At 60.2% G+C, this 12,571-nt stretch carries 11 protein-coding genes, 1 tRNA gene and 2 pseudogenes; 7 read left to right on the top strand and 7 right to left on the bottom strand.

The features are described from left to right. The first annotated feature begins 295 nt into the window (after window positions 1-295). Both E1956_RS44185 and E1956_RS47470 read left to right on the top strand, forming a co-directional pair. Window positions 296-598, top strand: a complete 303-nt coding sequence (locus tag E1956_RS44185; RefSeq protein ID WP_134760249.1) for a hypothetical protein — start codon at window positions 296-298, stop codon at window positions 596-598. Then, window positions 595-729 carry a hypothetical protein gene (locus E1956_RS47470; RefSeq protein ID WP_256377830.1) on the top strand — a complete coding sequence of 45 codons (135 nt, stop codon included), beginning with the start codon at window positions 595-597 and terminating at the stop codon, window positions 727-729. Before E1956_RS44185 ends, E1956_RS47470 begins: the two co-directional genes overlap by 4 nt. An 82-nt stretch (window positions 730-811) precedes the next feature. Here the strand turns inward: E1956_RS47470 and E1956_RS44180 are convergent. Continuing rightward, window positions 812-885 (bottom strand) — tRNA-Gly (locus tag E1956_RS44180). A gap of 1,115 nt (window positions 886-2,000) precedes the next feature. Here E1956_RS44180 and E1956_RS44175 point away from each other — a divergent pair. Continuing rightward, window positions 2,001-2,693 (top strand): dienelactone hydrolase family protein, encoded by a 693-nt coding sequence (locus tag E1956_RS44175; protein ID WP_134760246.1) that lies wholly within the window; start codon window positions 2,001-2,003, stop codon window positions 2,691-2,693. 120 nt (window positions 2,694-2,813) lie between these two features. Here E1956_RS44175 and E1956_RS44170 read toward each other — a convergent pair whose 3' ends face one another. Continuing rightward, window positions 2,814-3,737, bottom strand: coding sequence for a LysR family transcriptional regulator (locus tag E1956_RS44170; protein WP_134760244.1), 924 nt, complete (start codon window positions 3,735-3,737; stop codon window positions 2,814-2,816). Between the two features lie 154 nt (window positions 3,738-3,891). On the opposite strand from E1956_RS44170, the gene E1956_RS44165 reads away from it, so the two are divergent. Then, window positions 3,892-4,992, top strand: coding sequence for an alkene reductase (locus tag E1956_RS44165; protein ID WP_134760242.1), 1,101 nt, complete (start codon window positions 3,892-3,894; stop codon window positions 4,990-4,992). A gap of 318 nt (window positions 4,993-5,310) precedes the next feature. On the opposite strand, the gene E1956_RS44160 is transcribed toward E1956_RS44165, so the two are convergent. Then, entirely contained in the window at window positions 5,311-5,751 is a 441-nt protein-coding gene (locus E1956_RS44160) for a MarR family winged helix-turn-helix transcriptional regulator (protein ID WP_134760240.1), read from the bottom strand. 71 nt (window positions 5,752-5,822) lie between these two features. Between E1956_RS44160 and E1956_RS44155 the strand changes: the two genes are divergently transcribed. Beyond that, complete coding sequence (locus tag E1956_RS44155) at window positions 5,823-6,569, top strand: siderophore-interacting protein (protein ID WP_232072611.1); 747 nt, start codon at window positions 5,823-5,825, stop codon at window positions 6,567-6,569. A 538-nt stretch (window positions 6,570-7,107) separates the two neighbouring features. Here the strand turns inward: E1956_RS44155 and istB are convergent. Next, window positions 7,108-7,905, bottom strand: a complete 798-nt coding sequence (istB, locus tag E1956_RS44150; RefSeq protein WP_134760238.1) for an IS21-like element helper ATPase IstB — start codon at window positions 7,903-7,905, stop codon at window positions 7,108-7,110. Further along, window positions 7,898-9,396: pseudogene (gene istA / locus E1956_RS44145) on the bottom strand (IS21 family transposase). The gene istB and the pseudogene istA overlap by 8 nt, the downstream one beginning before the upstream one ends. Window positions 9,397-9,488: 92 nt before the next feature. Between istA and E1956_RS44140 the strand changes: the two are divergent. Further along, a complete protein-coding gene (locus E1956_RS44140) occupies window positions 9,489-10,160 on the top strand; it encodes a DUF6537 domain-containing protein (protein WP_335930068.1) in 672 nt (223 codons plus the stop codon). 50 nt (window positions 10,161-10,210) lie between these two features. Further along, window positions 10,211-10,336: pseudogene (locus tag E1956_RS46750) on the top strand (IS6 family transposase); the annotation flags it as partial. 220 nt (window positions 10,337-10,556) lie between these two features. Here E1956_RS46750 and E1956_RS44130 read toward each other — a convergent pair. Further along, window positions 10,557-10,970, bottom strand: coding sequence for a DoxX family protein (locus E1956_RS44130; protein ID WP_134760878.1), 414 nt, complete (start codon window positions 10,968-10,970; stop codon window positions 10,557-10,559). Between the two features lie 178 nt (window positions 10,971-11,148). Further along, window positions 11,149-12,354, bottom strand: a complete 1,206-nt coding sequence (locus E1956_RS44125) for a porin (RefSeq protein ID WP_134760234.1) — start codon at window positions 12,352-12,354, stop codon at window positions 11,149-11,151. Window positions 12,355-12,571: the final 217 nt, after the last annotated feature.

Genomic DNA, 12,571 nt, shown 5'->3' with positions numbered 1-12,571 from the left:
GTGATCCATCGCCGATGCGGCCTCCACGAATCGGGAGCGGAGGGTGGCCGGCACGGTGCCCGCGCTCTTCGGTAGGAGCGATTTCACCTGGGAGCGGATCTCAGGTCGTCCGCACTGGCAATGACACGGACACGTTCCGTGCGCACCATGTCACCGCCGCGCATTCTCGCACCGACGTGCATCCAGTTTTCAGGCATCGGCTGACGGCGAGAAATGCCCAACCCGATGTACTATGTCTGGGCGATACTTTCACGGGTCAAAGTGGGGACGCTCAAATTCACCGGAGAGGACCCGCATGCCCAAATACACCTACCGAGTCTCATCGCGCACCGCTGAACCCGGTGGCGGCTATCACCTTCGCCTTTACATGGATGGCGTGGAGATGGGCAGCGGTGTCTATCCGGCTGACCCCGACGCCGCGCCTGAGGAGGGCATTGATTGGTGGAACAGGCTCGCAGAGCACGAGCGCGCACATTGGTTCGCGCAGGCGAACAGCACTCGGCCCGTCGATGCGTGGGGTGCGTTTCTGCGCGAGCAGGCGCATGCTGACGCCCTCGCCGAGGGCTGGGCATGGATCACGCGCAGGGGCAAGCAATGAGCGGCGCTATGAAGGTCGCGCGCATCAACCAGCGCGTGAGCATAGAGCAAAAGGACATTGAGCGGCAAGAGGTCGTCGTGGGGAGCGCGAAGGACGCGGGCTACTACGTCGCGGGCACGTTCCGCGAATAGGCGTTGCGTGGCCCGGCGACTCTACAAACCAGCGTTGCCGCGCTTCGTGTGACTCTCGACTAGTGAGCCGGATTGAGAGGGCTGGAGCGGGCTACGGGAATCGAACCCGTGTGGACGGCTTGGAAGGCCGTTGCCAAACCACTAGGCGAAGCCCGCAGGTGCTTTCACATCAAGGCACGCTGCGCTCGCATATGGCAGCCGACCGGCCCGATGGCCCGCAGCCGCGCCAACCGACTGCCGCAACTGCCTCGACGAGAAAGCGGGGCGTAGTCTATCAAGCTCAAGCCTGCCCGTGTGGAGAATTTGCGCGCTAAATGGCGCGCTTTGCCGCGCTTCTCATTTCGAGATCGGGCTGGACAACAAGCTGGTATTGCAGCTGCAAATCCCGAAACTTGGTGGCGTCCTCCTCTCGGCCAATGTCCCAATCGATCGATCGGCACTCGCAAATGATCCCGCCGACACAACGCAAAAGCCTGGGCACGACAGATCTACATCGTGCTGTGCGATCGTGGACGGTCGTCGCGCAAGGTGACCGGTTATGGGAGCCGTGACCTTTACCCGGACCTGCTATCCAGCAGGATCCCGCGACAGCGAACTCAACGCATTAGGAGACGAAAACTTATCCTAATGGCGATTTCTGTCGCGACATTACTCGAGAAAACTTGACCGCGTTGTGTCTTCTCACTCCTTTGAGCTTGCCGCCATGGGGACGGATGCGTGGCACAGCGCACTTTGCTTTCAGCGATCCGGGCTGCGAAGCCATCCGCGCGCGCATACGCGAATTTCGTGGCGTCCGGGTCTTGGGACTTGGAGGCGCCCAGGAGCCAAGGTGAACGCGTCGACCGTTAGAGTTGACATCAAATCCTTCGGAAACGGCCGAAGCACTTATTTGGAATTCGTATTTGACAAATTCATTCCTTCGGCCTACCGGGCGATCACTGAATGAGACATCCTGCTTTCTTTTTGTCCCCGACTGATCGTCGAAGCCCTGCAGGGAGCGGCTGGCGCATTGATCGCGAACGTCCATGTTTGCCGTGTGATCAATGCCGGCGAGTCTCAAAAGGGACTCTGTTGGTTTTCGCCGTGAGGTCCCATGAACGCCGATGAAGGGCAGCCTGCTTGTACTTCTCCTGGCGGTCGATACGCAGGGATTGGTTGGCCACCGCGGTAGCCATTTGCCTCAACACGCGAGCTGCGGCAGCTTGTGACGATTAGTGGGACGCTATTTTTTCACCGCTGCCATGTACCATCTTGCTCATCAGGAATTCAACGTGACTGCTCAATGGATCGACATCCCGTCCGGCAACAATACTTTTGGCGGCTACCTCTCGCTGCCCAGGCGCGGCAACGGGCCGGCAGTTCTCATCATTCAGGAAATCTTCGGCGTGAACGCGCACATCCGCGCGGTCTGCGATCAGTACGCGGCCGCCGGCTACGTCGCGCTCGCACCTGACGTGTTCTGGCGCACGCAGCCGCGTGTCGAGCTGACCTATGAAGGCACCGATCGAGAGAAAGCCTTCGGTCTGGCACAGAAGACCATCGTCGAACTTGCGGTCACCGACATCGCTGCCGCGGCCGACCTGCTGCGTACGCGGCCCGAAGTCTCCGGCAAGATTGCTGCGGTCGGCTACTGCATGGGCGGCCTTCTCGGGTATCTGGTTGCCGCATCTGGCAAGGTCGATGCTGCCGTCGCGTATTACGGCGGTGGGATCCAGGGTCGTCTCGACGCCGCGGACAAGATTACCCAGCCAATCATGTTTCACTACGCGGAGAACGACCACGCCATTCCGTTGTCGGCCGTCGAAGACGTGAAGGGTGCGTTTGCAGGTCGCCGTAACGCGTCGTTCCACCTCTATCCTGGCGCCGAGCACGGGTTCAACTGCACGGATCGCGCGTCGTACAACCAGCGTGCCTCTGCACTCGCGCACGGCCGCTCACTGACGTTCCTCGCAGAGCATCTGTGACCGCCGTGCAGTAAGCGCACTACGCGCGGCCGTGCGCAAGCCCGGGCTAAGGCAGGGTGAGGCCGCCATGGGTTGGCGTACTACTTCGGTGTCGCTAGTGTGAAGGATTTGAATCCTGCTCTAACGGGCGATGCGTTTGCCTTCGTTCCTGGCGGCCTCCAAGTCCCGAAACTCGGTCGCCATGAAATCTGAGAATGCACGTGCGGACGGCTTCGCAGCCCGGCCCGCTGGAAGCACCACATTCATGTCCGCCGACCCCATCTCCCAATCGGGGAGAAGGCGTGCCAACTGGCCCGTTCTCAGCTCGTTCATCACGCTGAAATCAGCGGTCGAGAGAATGCCGAGCCCTGCGACGGCCGCCGCAACGGCCGCGTCCGTGCCGTTCAGGATGAACCTTCCCTCGACGCGCACTGAGTCTTCCTTTCCGTCACGCCAAAATGTCCATCCCTCCATTCCTCGGCCGGCCGGGCCGACGATGATTGTGTGACCCGCCAGGTCGAGTGGCGCCGCGGGAGTCCCGGCCCTGGCCAGGTACGCGGGTGCCGCGACGACGACGCGATGGACTGTTCCGATCTTGCGGGCGATGGCCGTGGAATCCTCGAGAACGCCGACACGCAATGCAACGTCGACTGATTCGCCCACAAGATCTTGCCGATCATCATTGAGAACGAACTCGATACGCAGCGCGGAATGCTGATCGGCGAAACGTGCCAGGCGCGGCAGCACGCCACGTATTGCGAAGCCGGAAGACGTGGCGACACGCAGAATACCGCGCAGTTCACCGGTCCCGCGGGCAGCGTGGTCGGCCTCTTCGAGAGCCACCAGGATGGGCTCGATACGTGACAGATATTCGGAGCCGGCCTCGGTGAGCGTTACCGCTCGAGTGGTTCGAACGAAGAGCGCGACGCCAACCTGCTTTTCGAGGGCAGCGACGATCCGCGACGCCGTAGGCTGCGAAATGCCCATTTCACGCCCAGCGACGGAGAAACTGCCGCTCCTTGCGACGCGGGCAAAGAGCTGCAACGAGAAGAACCGGTCATTCATCCAGAAATCGCATTTAACAAATTCGTTTTGTCAGACTACCGCGAATTTCTGAATAAGCCAAACTTAGTTCAAACAATGGATCCGCTCCCCCTCGCCAGCCTTAACCGGTGAGCGTGTCCAAATAGTAAAACCATTTTTCTCCGGAGCGTTAGCGATGACCCAGCCTGACCAGGCGCCTCTCTTCAGTCCGTACGCGCTCGGCGAACTTCAACTCGGAAACCGCGTGGTGATGGCCTCCATGACGCGCGGCCGCGCGAGCAATGCCGCACTCGCACCCACTGAACTGCACGTCGAATACTATCGCCAGCGGGCGGCGGCCGGCCTCATCTTCACAGAAGGCACGTGGATCAGCCAGCGCGCGGTCGGATTCATCAATGCCCCCGGCCTCTTCACGGAGCGCCAGGTCGAGGGCTGGCGAGCCGTCACTTCTGCCGTGCATGTGGAGGGCGGTAAAATCTTCGCGCAGCTTGCCCATTCCGGGGCGGTTTCGCATCCCGACTTCTTCAATGGAGCGCTGCCGGTCGCCCCGTCCGCGGTGAACCCCGGGCTGAAAGCATTCACGCCTGGGGGATTCAAGGACACAGTGACGCCTCGGGCCATGTCGCTTGAAGAAATCGCCTCGACCGTCGCCGACTATGGGGCAGCGGCGAAGAATGCCCGCGAAGCCGGCTTTGATGGCGTCGAGCTGCATGCCGCGACCACGTATCTTCTGCCGGAATTCCTCAACAGCGCACTGAATACCCGCGACGACGCCTATGGTGGCACCGCGGAGAACCGAACGCGGATCGTCCTGGAGGTTATCGACGCGCTCATCGCAGTCTGGGGACCCGGGCGCGTTGGCATCAAAATCAGCCCGACGTTGGCCATGGGCGGTTTCGGGCCTACCGACGAGACGATCGAAACCTACGACTGTCTTGTTGGTCGTCTTAACGAGCTTCCGGTATCTCACCTTCAGGTCGGCAGGGCACTGAACGACTTGTCAGGTACCCCCGTTGCCGCCTTGCAGGACACGATCGGCTACTACCGCGCGCGTTTCAACGGCACCTTGATCGCGAACTTCGGCTTTGATGGCGCCTCCGCCAATCTGGCGGTCGCGAGCGACCAGGCCGATCTAGTCTCCTTTGCCAAACCGTTCATCGGCAACCCAGACCTCGTGCGACGACTTCGCGAGGGCCTGCCGCTTGCAGAGTCGTTCCAGGAGACTTACTACCAGGGCGGACCGCAGGGATATGTCGACTACCCCGCAGCACCTTGAGGGACGATCAGAAAACGCGGAAAGGGCCTGAGCCCGTGAGCATAATTGGCTATAGGAAGATCGCGATCGTGACCAATGCCTTGTCTGCAATTGGGGAAGCCGTCGCGCCTGGAACACAACGGGAGGACGGAAGTCACTTTGGAAGGGCAGAGTACGTCGACGCCCTCTAGCGCACTCCCTCAAGCCATATTCGCAGGACTGCCCCCGCTTTGGCGCGGCCTCCTGATATGTGCAATCACATGGGGATAACGGATTGGCTGGTAACCTCTCCGGCCGTTAGTCCCGACTCCGTCGGCCCGGTTTGCACCTCTCACAATCTCAAGCGTCCGGAGCGCTGAGGTTGCTTTTTACGGTGCGCAGCAGCCGCGCGAGATGTTCCTGTTCCTCCGCATCGAGTCCAGCGACAGCTTTCGCGGATAGGCGCTTTGCCTGACGTTGAAGCGCGACATGGACCTGCTTCCCCGTCGCAGTCAGCGAAAGCCGTACGCTGCGGCGGTCCGTAACGTCCGACTCGGCGCGCAGCAGCCCTCGCTCCCGGAGCCCTTTTATCAGGCGTCCAAGTTGCGCCTTGTCTCGTCCGCTATGAACGACAAGATCGCTTTGCGTGGCCCCTGGATGGGCAGCGAAGAAGGCAAGCACTTTGCCGTCCATGTGGCTGATGTCATGTGGACCGTCGCGAAGAAATCGGTATTGCAGGGAGCGGTATTCGTGCATGACGGTGTGCACAAGGTCAAGTAAATCGTCTGGAGAATCTTTCATTGCATCTGCCGCCAGGCGGCTCAGTACTAGATGATTGACATTGTCTCCTTATATTTATAGCATAGGAGACAATGTCTACTAAAGTGATTGAGCAGATGGAAACCACAAAGCCTGGCAGTCGCGTAATCCGCATCCGGCATGAACCGCAACGGCGGGATGTCGCGGTGACCCGCATCGAAGAAATCAGCCCCAACTTCAGGAGCATAACTTTCGGGGGAGAAGCCTTGGCCAGTTTCAGGAGCGAAGGGTTCGACGATCATGTGAAGCTCATCCTGCCGTCCGTTGACGGAGAGGTCGCGCGCGACTACACGCCGCGGCGCTTTAGCCCCGTCAGCAAGGAGTTGACGATTGAGTTCGCCCTGCATGGGACTGGCTTCGCGTCGAATTGGGCAGCTTCGGCGCGACCGGGGCAGCGTGCAGTGATCGCCGGCCCGCGGGGATCGATGATCGTGCCAACCGACTACGAATGGCATCTGCTTGTCGGCGACGACACTGCTCTGCCGGCTGTGGCCCGTCGTCTGGAAGAGCTTCAGTCTGGAGCAGTTGCACAGGTGCTCCTGCTCACCTCGGATAGAGCTGACAGGCGGCGCTTCAGAAGCAAAGCCGTGTTCAATGTGTGTTGGGTCAACGACGAGCAGGAACTGCTGAACGCAGTGCGATCATTCCATGTGCCCTCCGGCGAAGGCTATGTCTGGTGCGGAGCCGAAGCGGCTATCGCAGCAGCAATACGGGAAATACTTGTCAACGAGAAAGGCCATGACAAAGAGGCGATTCGTTCCTCGGCATACTGGAGAAGATCGCAGGGCGGTGAGAAATGACAATCGCCTCCGATTCCTCAATGCCGGCTTGGAAGACCTGAGGCTTGCCTTGCCAGACATGCAATTCGGTCGCGACAGCCGATTCACGTAGACGCCCCGCAAGCCGGGCAAAGAGTCTGTCTGCCATTAGAAAACTCATCTTATTGGCGATGTTGTCTCGTATATTTTCGGCGAAAACCTAAACCCGTCGCCCGCAGCGGTGGTGCTCCATGCCTCACTGGCGCGGCTCTGTGTCGCCTCGCGGGTTGCGCGAAGCCGGCTTAGTACTACAGCCGTGGGTGTGCCTCCGGCCTACCTGCGGCTGTAGTACTAAGAGACTTGAAATCAGAAAGGTTAAGGTTTCTATCGGGGCGGCAACTTCCGACGCCGCGGGCCTTGAAGAGCGTGCGGTTCTATCAGCGCCCCGAATTCGTTCCATGGCACCACGCGCTCAATTGAGCGGCGAAAGCGGTCGGAGATCGCTGTATGTTGGCGAGCGTCTAAATTTGACCCACTGTTTTCATCTAAATTTGACCCACCCCGAGACAGCGTAGTACATCTACGCCGATGTGGATAACTCTGCGTTGTCAGCCTCCTTTGTCGTTCTCTTCCTGGTTGTCCGAACCTTGGCTGAGCTCTCCTTGAAGCGCCACGATTCATTGCCGGTCTCGACGATGTGGCAATGATGCGTGAGGCGGTCGAGCAGTGCCGTGGTCATCTTCGCGTCGCCAAACACACTGGCCCATTCCCCGAAGCTCAGGTTGGTGGTGATCACCACGCTGGTGCGCTCGTACAGTTTCGAGAGCAGATGGAACAGCAGCGCTCCAGCGCTCTGGCTGAACGGCAGGTAGCCCAGTTCGTCCAGGATCACCAGATCCGCATGCGTGAGCCGGTGGGCAATCTGCCCCTGCTTGCCCGCCGTTTTCTCCAGTTCCAGCGCGTTGGCGAGCTCGATTGTGGAGAAGTAGCGTACACGCTTGCCGTGGCGCTGCACCGCCTCGATGCCGATGGCGGTGGCCAGATGCGTCTTGCCCGTGCCCGGTCCGCCGATGAGCACGACGTTGTGCGCACTCTCGAGGAATTTCAGCTGGTACAGATCCCGGATCAACTCCTCATCGACACGAGCTTGCGTGAAGTCGAAGCCTTTGAGGTCGCGGTGTGCCGGGAAGCGTGCTGCCCCCATCTGGTAGGCAATCGAGCGGACCTCGCGCTCGGCGCCTTCGGCCAGCAGCAACTGCTGCATGAAGCGTTCGGGATCGAACTCGGTATGGCGGGACTGCGCGTACAGCTCGGACCAGCTGCTGGCCATGCCGTGCAGCTTGAGCGCCTTGAGGCGGGCGATGATGTCGTTAGACATGGCGATTCTCCGGTTCAGTGACGCGCAGGCGCTCGTAGCGACCAACGTCTGCGGCGGGCTCCTCGGTCAGATTCAGCTGGGTGGTAGCTGTGGCGCGGCTTGCAGCCGGGGCCTTCAGGCGGCTCAGCACGTTGAGCACGTGATCGCCGCTGGGCCGGCCCGAGTCGAGTGCGGCCTGGACGGCCTGCAATACTGCATCGAGCCCGTGCTCCCGTACGGCGCCCAGAACCTGCGTCATGACGCGATCTCCGCCGGGATGCCTCAGCAGGTGTCGCTGCAGTTCCTGAAGGGGCTGGGGCATCGTCGCAAACGGCGCGCCGTTGCGCAGCGCGCCGGGCTTGCGCTCGACCAGCGTGATGTAGTGCTGCCAGTCGTAGAACGTCAGGTGCCGCTCGAAGCTGCGCGTGTGACGGGTGATTTCCCGGTCATCGACGACGACGCTCAGCAGCGCCGGATAGCAGCGCACGCTCACGAGCTGGTTCACGAACTCGGTCGGCACGCTGTAGCGGTTACGCTGGAAGTGGATCAGGCCCGTCGATGACACGCGCAGGATCTGCTCGACGTAGCCGTCGAACGGGCGGGGGTTGGGCATCAGCCGTGTGCGTTCATCCTCAAGCACATCCTCGACGCTCAGCTCCGGCCACTGCGGGTGCGGCATCTTCCACGCCTGGCGGCACCGGTCTGCGACCCATGCGTTCAGCGCCTCGAGCGAGTCCCAGCGATGCTGCACGGCATCGTGCCAGATCTGCCGGCGCTGGTCCTGCACGTTCTTCTCGACGATGCCTTTCTCCCAGCCGGCGGCACGGTTGCAGAACTCCGGCTCGAACAGGTAATGGCTGCACATCGCCTCGAAACGGGCGTTGACCGTGCGCGCCTTGCCGCGCCCGACCTTGTCTACGGCAGTCTTCATGTTGTCGTAGATGCCACGGCGCGGCACGCCACCGAAGGCGGCAAACGCCCCGCATGCGCATCGAACAACATCTCGTGACTCTGGGTCGGGTAGGCCACCAGCCAGAACGCGCGGCTGGCGTTCAGCTTCACATGGGCGACCTCAAGGCGCCGGCGCAGCCCGCCCACGAAGGCGTATTCGCAGCTCCAGTCGAACTGGAAGGCCTCGCCCATCTCGAACGCCAGGGGAACATAAGCCTGGCGGCGCGGAGCCTGCGCCTGCCGCTCGCGCCAGCGCCGCACGAATATGCTCACACGCGTGTAGCTGCCGCCGTAGCCCTGTGCGCGAATCGCCTCGAACATGAAGCGCGCCGTGCGGCGCTCGCGTTTAGGCCGGTGGCTGTCAGCCTTCAGCCATTCCTCAAGCTGTCCAGCCCATGCGTCTACCACGCTCGGACTGACCCGTTTCGGGTACTTCGGCTCCGCTGCTTCTGGTTGGCGTAGCCACGTGCGGATCGTGTTGCGCGACAACCCCGTTCGTCGCGCAATCTCCCGCAGCGGCACCTTTTCGCGGAAATACATCCGCCTGATCTTGGCCAGCATACCCACCGTGATCACCTCTGTATCCCCTGCTCAAATAATGAGCAGGACATTCAATCACGTGGGTCAAATTTCGATGCAAATCACACCGCTAGGTGGGTCAAATCTGCTCGCCCGTTAACACCGCCGAGTATCAAAATGCCGCCTATGCGCACCGTTACCGGTCACTTGTCGCCCTTGCGCGGTGTGCTGAGGCTCAAGCCATGCCCAGCAGTGAAGCGTTCACGACTGCGGTCGCAAAGAGTGCCTATCGACTGATGGCCTACAAGGACGAGTATGAGGTCGCGCGGCTTTATTCAAGCGCGGATTTCCGGGCGTCGCTTTCCAGCCGGTTCTCCTCCACCAGGAAGCTGTCGTTGTGGCTTGCTCCGCCGGTGCTCTCACGTATCGATCCGCAGACTGGGCACCCGAAGAAGCGCAGGTTCGGTCCGTGGATCTTCCCGGTGCTGGGAGTGCTGGCCCGTTTGCGGGGCCTCCGCGGAACGCCGGCGGACGTTTTCGGATATTCGGGCGAGCGACGCGCTGAGCGGCGCTTGATTGCGGAGTACTTTGCAGACATCGAGCAACTCTGCGCGCGGTTTGCCACGGTCGACCGCATGCGCGCCGTTGAATACGCAAGCCTTCCCGAGCAGATTCGGGGATTCGGACCGGTCAAAGCGGAAGCCATGGAGGCGCACGCAACGCAGCGTGCCATTCTGCTGCATCAGATGTCAACGGCAACGTCTGGGGTCGGCTCGACGGTCAACGCGTCGCGCGAGACAGTTTAAGCGGCTATGTTGCAGTAAGGCGTTCCGCTATGATGTGTGGGACGACATGAATGACTGAAAGCTCGATGAGGACGTTGAATCCGGCAGTGGCCCGAGTGCTCAAACGCCTGCATTATCCGCTGGACGCGATCCTGACTTTCGTGTGCTCGGACGTGGCCTATTCGCCGAGCCTGCGAAGAGGTTGCCCGTCTCCTGAAGGAAATGGGCTTCAGCGGAGCACTGGGATACTCCTTGCACAAACCACAATCCATAGATGAGGGCCTGGTGCGTCGTCCATCTGCGTATCGCTGAAAGGCGGGGCTGCTTGCGCGTAACAGGCAGAGGGCGGGGAGGACGCCAATGATCGGCATAGCTCGTACGCGATCGCCAGGCTAACGACGCAAGGCGATCTTGGCGCTACCGTCGGTCAACAGAATACTTTCCGGGGCCGGTTACGCAAAGCAGCAATAGCCCCCCGATGATGCTGATGTTCTTGTAGAAGTTGATCATGTTGGCGTGCTGAGCGGATCCGGTCATGGTCCAGTAGTGATGTCCGATAATTGCCGTGCCAAGCGTATAGACGGCGACCACGAGCGCGAACGGACGTGTATAGAAGCCGACCATGAGCGCAATGCCAATAAAGAGCTCCATCACAATTGCGATGATTGCGGATAGCGCGGGAAACGGTGCGCCAATGGTCGTCATGGAGGCGACGGCACCGGAAATGTCGGCCAACTTTACCCAACCAAAGGTCACGAACAGGACCATTAGAAGAACTCTCGCGAGAAGGGCAAGCAGGTCTTTTTGATTCTCAAGCAGGGTATAACGCACGATTTCTATCCGGACGATAAGGATGATTGGCAAAAGGCGTGGATTCGAACGAAACGCCAGGGCAGCATCGTGTGCCGTCACGGCCCTGCTACAAGGCGGCACGTCACCCCAAACAGGTCGAAGCGCCGCCAGTGTATCCGCTCCATTCTCGATTGGTGCGGTTCGCTCATTCCCGGCATCAGAACTTATGGCGGATGCCGATGCGCACCATCGCCTGGCGATCGCTTGATGAGGCAGTTACGCTGTTAAGCGCAGCAACTGCCGGCGCGCCCGTGGAGTCCGTGCCTGACGCTTTCTGATATACGCCTATCAGGTACACGTCGGTACGCTTCGAGAGAAAATAATCGACGCCGAATGCACCTTGGTAGTACTTTGCACCGGGGTTGAGTGCGCCTTTGGCTTCATTGACGCTGCTGCCCTTCGTGTAGTCGAATGCGGCGCCGACCAGCAACGCTGGCGTAATCTGATATTTGAAGTTGATTTCGACGTTGTTGAACGTTGCGGTGCCTGAGTAACCGCGAGGATTCGTACCGGACGTGGCGGTGTCACCCAGACCTGAGAATTTGATGTTTGAATACGTCGCACCAATCGTCGCCGCACCGAAACTATAGGCTCCAGCTGCTCCGAGATCCTGATAGGTGTGCGCCGAAGCGTAGCCGCTGAAGACTGGCGACGAAATAAAATTTCCGGAAGCGCTGACCGTGGTGCTGGCTCCGCCGTCGCCGAAGAAACTGACGTTCGGATTGCGGACATTCAGGTAAGCGGCGCCCAAAGTCAGCGGACCATTTGAGTAACCCGCCCCCAGCGAGAAAATCTGGTTGCGCGAATATTCACCGGGAACGCCGCCGAAGCTATAGATGCCGCCGAACGACAAGCCGGCGTACGTGGCGCTTCTGAACTTGACCGCACTATTGACGCGGTTTGCATTGTTGAAGTTGTCGATGTCGCCCGCGTGTGCCGAGATCGAGCCGCCCCACTGGTCGGCTGCTGCGAGCGGACCAACGAAGTCAACGACGGAGTCGTATTGGCGACCCAGCGTAACGTTTCCGTAGTCACTTGAGATGCCGACGTACGCCTGTCGACCGAACATCAGGCCTTGTGTCGAGCCTTTATCAGCCTGGCCAAGTGCGCCGGTACTGAGGTTGAAGCCGCTTTCCAGTACGAAAACGGCCTTCAATCCGCCACCCAGATCCTCGATGCCGCGCAATCCGAAACGGCTACCTTGCATGATGCCGCTCGTCAGATTGTAAAGATGACCACCATTCGAGTTCTGGGTCCAGTTGAAGCCCTCGTCGATGAGGCCGTACAGCGTGACGCTGCTCTGAGCGTGGGCGGCGACGGCGAACGTGTTCAGTGCTGCGAATGCCAAAAGCGACTTCTTCATAGGATAGTCTCCGCTAGGATTGGTTTTATGCGTATTCAGCTTGCAAATTGACGATTCGGGGCGGACGATTTCGAAATTAATCATCCAGGACAATCTTTTGTATTAATAAGAAGGATTGCTAATTGAAATGGTCGGCTTATGAGGCGCGCACGATGGAGCACCTGCTATGCATACAGAGCATTCAGCGAATCGCTTGCGACGATCCTGATCAGCGACC

This window comes from Paraburkholderia pallida, assembly GCF_004524855.1.
Lineage (GTDB): Bacteria > Pseudomonadota > Gammaproteobacteria > Burkholderiales > Burkholderiaceae > Paraburkholderia > Paraburkholderia oxyphila.
The sequence above is the reverse complement of the archived record's forward strand: the minus strand, read 5'-3'. Positions and strand labels throughout refer to the sequence as shown.

Excerpts from the sequence above, each read along its gene's own strand:
- istB (WP_134760238.1), bottom strand. The coding sequence starts at position 7,905 with ATGTCTAACGACATCATCGCCCGCCTCAAGGCGCTCAAGCTGCACGGC.
- E1956_RS44160 (WP_134760240.1), bottom strand. The coding sequence starts at position 5,751 with ATGAAAGATTCTCCAGACGATTTACTTGACCTTGTGCACACCGTCATG.
- E1956_RS44165 (WP_134760242.1), top strand. The coding sequence starts at position 3,892 with ATGACCCAGCCTGACCAGGCGCCTCTCTTCAGTCCGTACGCGCTCGGC.
- E1956_RS44155 (WP_232072611.1), top strand. The coding sequence starts at position 5,823 with ATGTCTACTAAAGTGATTGAGCAGATGGAAACCACAAAGCCTGGCAGT.
- E1956_RS47470 (WP_256377830.1), top strand. The coding sequence starts at position 595 with ATGAGCGGCGCTATGAAGGTCGCGCGCATCAACCAGCGCGTGAGCATA.
- E1956_RS44170 (WP_134760244.1), bottom strand. The coding sequence starts at position 3,737 with ATGAATGACCGGTTCTTCTCGTTGCAGCTCTTTGCCCGCGTCGCAAGG.
- E1956_RS44125 (WP_134760234.1), bottom strand. The coding sequence starts at position 12,354 with ATGAAGAAGTCGCTTTTGGCATTCGCAGCACTGAACACGTTCGCCGTC.
- E1956_RS44185 (WP_134760249.1), top strand. The coding sequence starts at position 296 with ATGCCCAAATACACCTACCGAGTCTCATCGCGCACCGCTGAACCCGGT.